Source organism: Variovorax sp. OV329, assembly GCF_900114785.1.
Lineage (GTDB): Bacteria > Pseudomonadota > Gammaproteobacteria > Burkholderiales > Burkholderiaceae_C > Variovorax.
The window spans coordinates 1-10,759 of record NZ_FOUG01000039.1 but is presented as its reverse complement, the minus strand read 5'-3'; the positions used below and the strand labels follow the sequence as shown (position 1 = coordinate 10,759).

Below are 10,759 nucleotides of genomic sequence, written 5' to 3'. Positions count from 1 at the left end.
TCCGCAAGTACAACGAGCAACCCAAACCCGTGAAGTGGAAGTACTTCGACCCGACACGGCGAATTACTCCCGATTCAATCGTTACAGCCCACTAGGTCGCGGGATATGCCTGCCAAGGCGAAGGGTGTTCTCGACTTTCCCTCGGTGGCGTCAGCCGAGTCCGAGGGTGTCGATGTGCTGTTCATGACGCCGGAAGCGCTCGACGCGTTCGTCGTAAGCAGGGGTGGGCCGCCAGTGCCGACGCGCCGGTCATATGGCCAAGAGGGGCGACGCTGCAGGCATCGATACCCAGACCATGCACAGGATCGTCGGATTCGCATTGAGCAATGTAGGACTGATGGCGAACTTAAGCCTTGACGGTACCAAGATTCAAAGCGATCGACTTGTGATCCTCGTCGGCCTTCCTAGGCAAGGTGATTTGTGCCACTCGTCCGACACAGCTTGTCTAAATGGAGTGGAGGCGCCTAAACTGATCTTTTCGATGTGCCGATGAAGGTCTGACCGTCATGGAGCGGCATCCCGGACACCAATAGCATGTCCACAGGGTCAGGGATTTGCTTGCGCGCACAAGCGGGAAGTTCGAAGGTTCTCACCAATGAACTAAGGGGCTCCACATGAGCTTAAGGATTTGGAATTGGCTCGGCGCCGTCCTTGCAGTGTCGGCCGCGACCCTCCCTCCCGCCTTCTCTAAAGACAAGTCCGACACCGACGTCGCTGTGTCGACCAAGCCAGGAACGGCGAGCGTGACTGAAGTGACCAGGGCAACCGGTCTTGTCGAGTCGATTGACCTGGAGAAGCGGCACGTCACCATCAGAACCTCGCAGGGCAAGCTGATCCCACTGGAAATCGGCCCTGACGCCCGAAATCTCGATCAGGTCAAGCCGGGCGACCGGGTGTCGGTGAGTTATGCACAGGCATTGACGCTCACCCTGATGAAGGAAGGCAAGGAGATTCGCAGCAAGACCGAGTCTGAGAGCGGCACCAGGAGCGCGGCAGGCGAACGCCCCGCCGGCACACTCGGCAGACGAATTGAGGTCACTGCAGACGTGATCAAGGTCGACAAGAAGGCCAAGACGATCACTTTGCGGGGGGCTGAGCACGAAATCGACTTGAAGGTGCGCGACCCGGAGCAGCTGAAGCTGATTAAGGTGGGCGATCAGGTCCATGCGGTTTACACGGAAGCGGTGGCACTCTCGGTGGACAGATGACCGCAACAGCGCTCCGCCACTGAAATAGAGATCTTGTGAGTGGCGTCGGGCGCGTACGGTGGGAAGCGCCCATGAGCATTGATGGGCGTGGGTCCATCTATCTGATGGAGGAGTCCAGATGAAATCCGGAAGACTCGTGGCATGCGTGCTGGCCTCGGCGTTGACGGCATCGGTTGGAAATGCACAACAATCTGCGCCAGCGGGCCCGACCGCACCGGCCGCCAATCCCGTTGATCCCGCTTCAATCCAGGCAGTCAAGGACATGGGTGCGTATCTGTTGACGCTGAGTCGCTTTCGGGCTTCGACAACTTTGACGGGCGAGCGGGTTCTCGCCGACGGCCAGAAGCTGATGCACACGGCCCAGGCAACATTGGATGTGCAGCGTCCGAACAAGCTGCGAGCACGGATGTGGAGCGCTCGCTCCGAGCGCGAGCTCTTCTATGACGCCAAGACGGTCACCCTCTATGCGCCCGCGCAGAAGTACTACTCGTCGGTCGCATTCTCGGAACCTCTCAGCGTGCTTATCGACGAGCTCGAGGAGCGATATGGCGTTCAAGTCCCGATGGCGGATCTCTTCACATGGGGCACGCCCGCGGCGCCGGTCGACAAGATCGACTCGGCAATGAATGCCGGCCAGGATCTTGTCGAGGGGACGCTCTGCGACCACTACGCGTTCCGGCAGGGCACGGTCGACTGGCAGATCTGGATTGCCACCGGTGCGCAGCCCCTGCCACGCAAGATCGTGATCACAAACCTTGGCGACGAGGCTCGCCCGCAATCCGTCAGCGTCATCGACTGGGATCTAAAGCCCAGTTTCAAAGAATCGACGTTCAGGTTTGATCCACCCAGAGGCGCGATCAGGATAAAGATCGTCCCGGTGAAGCCTAGATAGGGAGAGTCGCCATGACATCCGTTGGAAAGACCGTAGCGATCGCCATGGCCGCCTCGCTTCTGGGCAACGTTGTGTCCGTTACGACGGCGCAGGCTGCGGGGGACCGGGGCGATCGCGGTGGTGGTGCTCGCGCTCAGGCTGGGGGCGGCGGCGGCGCTCGCGCGAATGCTGCCGGAGGTGGCGCTCGTGCCAACGCGGCCGGCACCACCACTGCCGGTGGCGGCAGGCAGGCCGTTCAAGCCAACAATGCCAGGGCAGACGCGCGAACCAATGACGTGCGCAATTCCAGCGTCAACAACGTGAACAGCCGAAATTCCAACGTGGCCGCCAATCGAAACACCAACGTCAACGCCAACACAAACGTCAATGCCAGCCGCAACGTCAATGTCAATGTAAGTGGCAACAGCGGCTGCTGCGGCGGCGGATGGGACAACGACTACCACCCGGTCGCAGGAGCCATGGCGGTCGCTGGGGCTGTCGCGGTGACGTCAGCCGTGGTCGGCTCGATGGTAAAAACGGTGCCGCCGAACTGCGTCCCGGTCAACTACGGCGGCATGGTGTATCAGCAATGCGGCAGCCAGTGGTACCAGCCGCAGGGATCGCAGTACGTGGTGGTAAATCCTCCCTATTGAGGAGTTCGCCCTCAACATCACATGGACGGAATCCCATGCCATTTGGTCCGATGCGAGATGCTTCGCTTCGCTTGATTTGATATTTGATTCAAGCGCGCCTCGAGTATCGGGGTCGTCCGGGGACATCGCGGCGGCACCGGCGCTTCCCGCACCAGGCGGGCCGCTTGGGCAGCCAATGTAGATCCATGCCGAAGAGAGCGTACGAGAAGATCTGCGCACGCTGCATGTGGTGAAGCTCCAGGGTTGGAGGAATGGTTAGGCACAAGGGTGTGAGGACTAGGGCGGGCCGTGATGTCTCACGCACGTGCAGTCCGTTCAGAGCCCTTGGAGCTGTCTGGCTCAGCCGGTTGCGGCAGCAAATGATCAATGGTAAAGATCGGTCCATGAACACTCCGACAGGACTGGGTGAACTGACGGACGAGGAGCTTGCGGCGCTCGCCTCCCAATGGCGGTCGCGCGCCCTGCGCGGAGAACGAGACGCAAACGGTCGGGCTCATGATTTGGAGCGGGAAGTTCGCCGGCGCAGCAGGGCCTTGTCTACGCTCGGTGCAGAACTGCGCAACCCACGACAGCCCAAGGGCGCCTGGTGGGCCTTCTGGCGTAGCTGAGTGGGCCGCTGCACCTGTCAAGCCAAAAGGGGCGCCGCGGCGCCCTTTTGTTTCTGGCCAGCGTGCCCTACTTGGTCTGCACGCCCGCGGCGCGGATCTCTACGCGGCGGTTCGGCTCGAAGCAGGTGATCAGCGCGCTGCGGGTCCTGGCTCCCTTGGCCCGGCAGTCCGCCTCGGTGACCTTGAGGTCGTTCTTGCCACGGCCCTCGGTCTGGATCACGTTGGCCGGCACGCCACGGCTCACCATGTAATCGCGCACCGCGTTGGCCCTCGCCTCGGACAGGCGCTGGTTGAATTCGGCGCTGCCAATCGGGTCGGTGAAACCGACGATGGAGACGGAGCGTGGTTGCATGGTCTCGGGCTTGAGATCCTGCATCAGGGTGTCGATGCTGCTGCGTCCTGCGGGTGTCAGCACCGCCTTGCCGAACTCGAAGGTGCCGTCGGACTTGATCTCAAAGTTGCGCGTCGTTGGCGGCGGGGGGGACGGGGCCATCACCGGCGGGGCTGGGGGCGGCGGCGGAGGCGCCGAGGCGACGCGCGGTGCCGGGCCGAGCGGAATCTGCAGGCCCACCGAGAACAGCCAGTCGTCCAGGTGACTTTGAGTCCCGTTGGGGAAACCGCTGCGGTTGTCGTCATAACGATAGCGCGCATCGGCCACCAGTCGGCCCCAGGAGGAGAAGGGCCAAACGATGCCCGCACCCACATTGGCCATGAAGCTGGTCTTGTTGTCGCTGCCGCCCGCCGGGAACTTGATCTTGTCGTTGATCGCGCCGATGCCGCCCACGATGTACGGCTGCACGCTGCTTGGCTGCCAGGCGCGCATGCCCTGTCGGCCCAGGAAGAACCACTGGGCATCAAGCGAGCCGCTCCAGATCTCGTACTTGCCCGGGCCTCCGACCTTGGAGTCGAGCTCTTCGTACTGGGTGCGCAACTCGATGTTCCAGTACGGGCTGATGGGTTTGCCGATGGCCAGTCCGCCGCCCCAGCCATCGTCGGACAAGCGCGCGCTGTCCGAATTGATGTAGCTACCAAAGGGCGTGATGTACCAGCGGTCGTCGAAGTACTGGCTGTCGAGCGAGAAGACTGTCTGAGCAAGGCCGGTAACGCACGGAAGGGCCAGCACGCAGCAGGCTGCAAAGGAACGTCGGTCGAGCATGGGAGACTCCTCGCTTGGTTGTTATGAGACAGACTCAGCGCACAACGAACGAAGCCGGAACATAGACGCGAGTGCGATGCGCAGAACATTAGCACGCAAGCGAATGTTTCTCAGGCCGCTTACGTTCTCGCATGGTTGCAAATCTTGCAAGGGGCGAGAGAAATGGTGGCTCTGAGGCAACTTCGGATTCTTCGGGAGAGCATTGCCTCGGGTCCGCTTGGGTTGAACTGGTCAGCGCGTTGGCAATGAGGTGCCAATGAAGCGATTCATGAAGGGCAGAGTTCGGAGTCAAGGGTCGCTGCTACCAGGAATGTCAGGATGCCTTTGTGGGAGAAGGCAATGCGGTGCGTGTACTGCCCCACCACGCAGCGCAGATCGGCTTTCCCCTATCCAGGCGCGGATGGGAGATTCACCAGAGCGAGATGGCGCTTCGCCGTCCTCGATCCTCAGTCAAGATGCTCGAACCGACGCTTGAAGGCGACCGTCGGAGCCTCCGAGCCGAAGTCGTGAGCCGAACCCAGGCGCCAACTCGGCATCCTGCAGTGACGGGCTATGGCGCTAGGAATGGCTGCAGGGGCGGTCTTGCGCCGAACGACTTCATCGAAAAGAGCCTGGCATGCGGGTGCGTCTGTTGGCGCGTTGGCGCTGCCTTGAGAAGGCGTCAATCCACGCTCCAGGCACCGATGTCCGTCATGGAGATGCGACACATGTCGATTCCATTGCCCGAGACGATGAAGATGCACTGGCCAGCGCGCCGATGCGTTCGTAAAAGAGCAGCATCGTCCCACCCTGCAGGCCAGCGGCAAGCCCGATGCCATCAATGTGACGCGCGTTGTGCTGCTGTCTTTCTACCTCTTCAGTCCACGCTGCGGCACCGATCAAGCCTGGAGATCAACGGATCCGCTCTCTGGCATCTTGCAATGCATGCTTGCCAGGTCGGGCTCCCAACGTCGTCATCTGAACAGTAGTTCCAACAGACTTCATAGTGCTTCGGAAACGCTGCCTGGTCCGCTTCTGCGGCGCGCTCCGCCGCCTCCATAGCGGCGGCATCTTTGTCGGGCACTGCGTTGAACAGCGCACGCAACCTGCTCAAGCTTGTCTCATATTGCTGAAGAGAATCTGCCGCAGCGTCTCGAACGGTAGGGTTAGCACCTGATCTGGCCTGCAATGATCGATCAGCCGCAGCAAATCGCTCGATCGCACTCAGGCAATAGGCTGCATTCTCTGACTCCTTTGCCGCGGCGCTTTGCGGCTGGGCAGGTGCACCGATCATGATTCCCATCAATGCAAACAACAGTCTCTTTGTTGCCCGGCAGAATCGCTGGGGGGGCGGCATCGGGGGCACCAGTCTGGCGCGTGCGTGTAGTTGGCAAGAGCGACGATGGGCGGCTTTGAGGGGTATGGACATGGCGACTACACATGAAGTGCTTGAGTGCTAGTTCGACAAAACGCTGGATAAGCGGCCACGGCTGCTTGGCGTGTCTGCCGTCATAGGCGCTCTAGGACCCACACCCCCTGGCTTACCAGCCTGCATGAAACCTGACGACGCTATGAGGCGCGTTCGCGACGTCTTCGTAGAGCCGCTTGTCCCGGTGCTGCCCGGGTGCTCGCCGAAAACGTGCGGGCCGCCTCGCCAGACAGTCTCAGCACGATGATTGCATGAGACGCCGCAGATCATCTCCGTAAGTTTTATGAGGCTGCTTTTTCTTTTCCACTCAAGGCGAGGCGTTATGGGCCATCGGCATGCGCCGGAGGGGAGGGCGGCGCTGGCGAGCAGATTCCGGCACAGCCGGCGCAGTTTGAGTTGCCCTGAGGACGCAGAAGCCCACCAACCGGATCGCGATCCGCGAGATCAGAGGAACGCATTGCAGCAGCGAAGCCGATCTTCGCGCGTGCGACTCCACCGCCTGCGCGGGGTCGTCGGCGAGGACTCGGGCGTCGACATCGCAGGACGGGCATTCCCGCCATCAGGGACTGAGCATGAGCTGAGAGCGTTATGAATGTTGGCCTTGAATGCCCCCGCCTGGCCGCTCCGGACCCAAACTCAAGCTGGCCCTGCTGGCGGGGCCGGGGCGACGGAACTACGGGAAAGCGGTGGTGCAGCACGACAGCGCGGCCGGCACCGAAGCCGGGAGGCCCCTGCGGGCGATTCGATTCAAGACCGATGCCTTGGAGCGACAACCAACAGTGGCATCTCCTGGTCCTGATCGCGAGAGACCGTCACGTGGGACAACGCCTCGCTGAATCGGTATCCGTTGTAAGTGTCTTCAAAGGCCACATGATGGTCATCGCAATACAACAGGCGGCAGACACGAAGCTCCTCGTAGGCGCTGTCGGCCGGCGGCAGGTGGCTACCCAGGCGATACCCCTGACCTCTGACCCGGAATACTTCACCTCGACTCTCACGAAGCAGACGCGCCTTGGTCGCGCGCGAAGGCTCGTCATGGGCAGCTGCGCTGAGGTGCATCACCGTCCGCTCTACGCCCGGCATGCGGAGACGCTCTCGCAACTCGCAATCCTCCATGCCGTCGGCAAGCGTAGCTACGAGGTCTGGCCAAGCAAATTGCAGCAAGTCCTCGACACACTTGACTTGCTCGCCGCTCAGGCGTGCCGGGCCACACCAGCTGCGCAGTGTGTGTAGCGCCTGGTCGCGATCGCTAACGTGGAGCGCCGCCAACTCCAGCACCCAGAACGCCTGTCGCCGCGAGAAAGTTTCCGGCGCTCCCCTCCCCGGTCTCGTGGGCGGGACGGAACTACCGCCTGAAGCGAAGGGGCTCGTTGGCAAGAACTGCCGTATTGCGTGACCTAGCACAGACCCCTCCTCTGGGTTCGTCACAAGGGACGTTTGCCCTGTCGAGTCTCAAAGCGCGCGGATTGTTACCCTGAAAGATCAGTAGTGCAAGGGTATCAATCAGCACCGGAAGGCAGTCGTCCGCGGCCCCCCAACGACGGTCGTCAATTAGGTGTCTTGCTGCTGCCTCGCGTCCTTGCGCGCTCAGAGGACAAGGGCTCCAGCCGATCGCTTCAGGCAAACCAGACAGTGCAAGCGGTTTTCCAATGCAGCAGATGCGGACGACTGGAACCCGCGTGTCTGCGGACGCTTGGCGCCCTTGTGGCAGCAACGTCAAACCCTCCGCAGGAACGACGCGGCGGCAGTGGCGCGTTGGACCAGTCTGGATCCGGCCTTGTTTTGCTCAGAAGTAAAGCGTCCAGTCAGGCGCAGTTGGGGAGAGTCCAGAAACTCCACCGCGCTGCTTGCAAAGAACGCGCAGTGGCTCCGCCTCTTCATACGGCGTGCCGAACTAGATCCGAAGCGGACCTATCCTATTTTTTCGCGGCCGGCTCCAGCGCGATCGCAACCGCCTCGGTGTACACGGCCTGGACCTGATCGCCAACGCGGATGGCCTTGAACTGCTCGGGGTCGTTCACCTTCAGGTCGACCGACTGTTCGGGCCCCTTGAGAGTCACCATCTTGGTCTTGGCGTTGACGGCCGTCACGTCGGCGGTGACCTCGATCTTCTTGCCGACCACTCCGGCCGGTTCGGCGCCGACGGCCGCACGGTTGCCGCTTGAGGATACGGACCGGCTGCGCAATTCCTTGCCGTCTTTCATCAGGGACAGCGTCAGAGCCTGCTCATAGCGCACCAGAATCTTGTCGCCCACTTTGACCTGGTCCAGGTTGCGCACGTGGGGACCGATGGCCAGCGTAGACAGCTTGCCTTTGGGGCCTTTGACCGTCACGTGGCGGCCCGGTAAGTCGATGGCCTCGACGGTGGCGCTGATATTGACCGTTTCTACAAGGGCCGCCTTGCCAGGCGCCGTCACGACCAGCGCCGTCGCGTCGGTAGTGGATTTGTCCTGCGACAGCGCAGGCAACGAGAAGACTCCGAACACGACAGCGGCCAGTAGCGCGGGACTGTGATTCATGAGAATGCCTTTCATGCGCTGTGGATGCGCCGGGCGCATCTTCCGACCGCTACTGCATTGCGTCAAACGCGCTGCGGCAAAGGGCAAGCTCGGAGTGATCAGCGAACACCGGCTTAGGACCGGCGTAGGCGCCATCCTTGCGGCCGGCCTCTGCGCCGCAATATCCGTTGACAGAGCCCACGTGGCAACAGGCCGGCAGACGCTCGGAACATGCGGCGACCGGCGCCTCCATCGGAATTTTCCCCGCTTCAATGCAGCCCTGTCCCTCAACTTAGGTTGATTCGAGACTTTAAAATGAAATACTTGATACCTCATGTAGAGGTTCCACAAGTGGAGTCGATGCACTCAGTTGCATCTGCTCCTATGGCAGCTGTTGTGCCCGGACGTATGTTGTGCAGGTCTTGGCTTTCGCTGAGCCGCTCAGCAATTTTCACGATTGGAGGGATCCGATGTTCGACCGACACACACTCGCAGCTGCTGCCTGTTGCCGCCCGGCTAGTCATCGCCCCGCGTTCTGGTTCGATCTGGAACGACTTTTGATGGGCATGTTCACCAGGTACGATCGCGAACTCGGAACGCCTCTATCACCCGAGCAGCTGCGTGAAGCTGTTCGGAAAACGGGCAAACACTTGCCACACTTTGATGCGCGACAACCCCTGCGTTGGCACATGCTGCTGGGGCAAGAGCGACGTCGGCCCGCGCGGATCACGGATGACAGTAGTCGGCGATTAGTGTCATCGTGCTTGCTCCTCACTACACCTGCAAGGAGAATGCTGTGGAACGTCGCAAGATACTCATCACCAGTGCAGTTCTAACCACGCTGCTGGTCGGCGGCGCTTATGCGCAGGACAAAGCCGCACAACAGGCCGAAGTGAAGGCGAAGGCGATGCAGACGCTTCAGGAGTTCTACAAGGCCGATCCGGCGATCAAGGACGTCGTCAGCAAGGCGCCGGGTTATGCCGTGTTCACCACCTACGGATTGAGCTTTGGTGTTGGCGGTGCCGGCGGCAAGGGCCTGGCGCACGACAGCAAGTCGAAGAAGGACACTTACATGTCCATTGCCCAGGCGAGCGCGGGCTTGCAGATCGGCGCCTCCGATACGCGCTATCTCTTTGTCTTCAACGACACCAAGTCGCTGGCCGACTTCATCGATAGCGGGTGGGACGCGTCCGCCGGCGCTGGCGCGGGAGCGGGCACCAGGAAGGAAGATTCGAATGTGAAGGCGGGCGCTATCGTCTTCACAGGCGGCCAGGCGTACGTGTTGACCAAGGCCGGACTCCAGGCGGGAGTAGCCCTTGGTGGCTCGAAGGTCTGGAAGGACAAGGATCTCAACTGAAACTGCCGGTCACTTGCCAGAGGAACCGATTGTGCGCACCCGCGGCGCGGACGCACGTAAAGCTAGCATTGCTGCCTTGTCGCCTAGACAAAGAAACGCAGCGCGCGATTCGCAAAGTGAATGACTAGGTTACCCGAAGTCTTCTTCGGCTCCCGGTCAGTGGCGATGTCGTCTCGGGGGGAGACCTTTCGGTGCCTAGTGCGATTCTTGCAAAGGAGCCATGAGCATGAAGCAAGCCTTAACCGCGTTAGTCGTTGCAGTCTCGGGGTGTGCAAGTCAAGCGCCATCGTCTCCGCCGGCGACTGACGCTCGTCCTGTCGGACAAAGCCAGCTTGCCCCTAGGGCTGCGGCCACCTGCATTGCTCAAAAGTGGGCGAACATGTCCGGGCAACCAGTCCAGATGCAGTACGTGTTTGCGAACGAAACTGCGTTTGACGTACTTGTGCCGGGCCAGAGCGCGCCGACCGGCACCCCCTCGGACAGCAGGCTTCATGCTGCCCTGGTGCGCCCGGCCCCCAGTGGCCCAGGTTCAATGGTGTCTTTTCGTGGGCCTGAGGGCCCAGTGAGTGGAACTGTGGGCCAGTGTCAGTCAGGCTGAACAGAGCATCGGGCCACGCCAAGATCGGAGGAATCTGCGGCTTAGCGCGTCCGATACTTGGACTCTCCGAGCGCGCTACACTCGTCTGCGAGCGGCGCCCGAATCGCGCGGCACGATTTCGGCTGGTCCGTTAGGAAGAATCGCTGACCCATTCAGTTGATCATCCTCGGATGCAGCGCAGCGACCACCTGCGAAGGAAGCAGATGGACATGCTGCCTACTGTGCGTTGTACTTCAAGGCCCGACCACATCAGCCTCGCCCGCCGGGATCCCGATGCGGCCGACCTCCGCATGATTCATCAATGCATCGTAAGCGGCTGGCCGTCCCATGGTTGACGGGCGGACGAGGATCGCTGCGGTAGCGGCGCGTGCTCAGCGCGCGGGGTGCCAGTTGTGCGGAAGC

Annotated in this window: 6 protein-coding genes; 4 read left to right on the top strand and 2 right to left on the bottom strand. The window is 61.5% G+C overall.

All coding sequences use genetic code 11. The annotated features are described in order from the left end of the window. Nucleotides 1-614: 614 nt before the first annotated feature. The 3 genes from BM345_RS29235 (at nt 615) to BM345_RS29225 (ending at nt 2,732) form a co-directional block, all read left to right on the top strand. Nucleotides 615-1,208 carry a hypothetical protein gene (locus BM345_RS29235; protein WP_093387290.1) on the top strand — a complete coding sequence of 198 codons (594 nt, stop codon included), beginning with the start codon at nt 615-617 and terminating at the stop codon, nt 1,206-1,208. A 118-nt stretch (nt 1,209-1,326) separates the two neighbouring features. After that, on the top strand, nt 1,327-2,100 hold the full coding sequence (locus tag BM345_RS29230) for a DUF2092 domain-containing protein (RefSeq protein ID WP_093387287.1): 774 nt from the start codon (nt 1,327-1,329) through the stop codon (nt 2,098-2,100). A gap of 11 nt (nt 2,101-2,111) precedes the next feature. Continuing rightward, nucleotides 2,112-2,732, top strand: a complete 621-nt coding sequence (locus tag BM345_RS29225; RefSeq protein ID WP_093387285.1) for a hypothetical protein — start codon at nt 2,112-2,114, stop codon at nt 2,730-2,732. A 675-nt stretch (nt 2,733-3,407) separates the two neighbouring features. Here BM345_RS29225 and BM345_RS29215 read toward each other — a convergent pair. Beyond that, nucleotides 3,408-4,496, bottom strand: a complete 1,089-nt coding sequence (locus BM345_RS29215) for an OmpA family protein (protein WP_093387280.1) — start codon at nt 4,494-4,496, stop codon at nt 3,408-3,410. 3,324 nt (nt 4,497-7,820) lie between these two features. Next, nucleotides 7,821-8,438, bottom strand: coding sequence for a hypothetical protein (locus BM345_RS29205; RefSeq protein WP_175545214.1), 618 nt, complete (start codon nt 8,436-8,438; stop codon nt 7,821-7,823). A gap of 760 nt (nt 8,439-9,198) precedes the next feature. Here BM345_RS29205 and BM345_RS29200 point away from each other — a divergent pair. Further along, nucleotides 9,199-9,759 (top strand): lipid-binding SYLF domain-containing protein, encoded by a 561-nt coding sequence (locus tag BM345_RS29200; RefSeq protein WP_093387273.1) that lies wholly within the window; start codon nt 9,199-9,201, stop codon nt 9,757-9,759. The last annotated feature ends 1,000 nt before the right edge of the window (nt 9,760-10,759 follow it).

Excerpts from the sequence above, each read along its gene's own strand:
- BM345_RS29235 (WP_093387290.1), top strand. The coding sequence starts at position 615 with ATGAGCTTAAGGATTTGGAATTGGCTCGGCGCCGTCCTTGCAGTGTCG.
- BM345_RS29230 (WP_093387287.1), top strand. The coding sequence starts at position 1,327 with ATGAAATCCGGAAGACTCGTGGCATGCGTGCTGGCCTCGGCGTTGACG.
- BM345_RS29225 (WP_093387285.1), top strand. The coding sequence starts at position 2,112 with ATGACATCCGTTGGAAAGACCGTAGCGATCGCCATGGCCGCCTCGCTT.
- BM345_RS29215 (WP_093387280.1), bottom strand. The coding sequence starts at position 4,496 with ATGCTCGACCGACGTTCCTTTGCAGCCTGCTGCGTGCTGGCCCTTCCG.
- BM345_RS29205 (WP_175545214.1), bottom strand. The coding sequence starts at position 8,438 with ATGAAAGGCATTCTCATGAATCACAGTCCCGCGCTACTGGCCGCTGTC.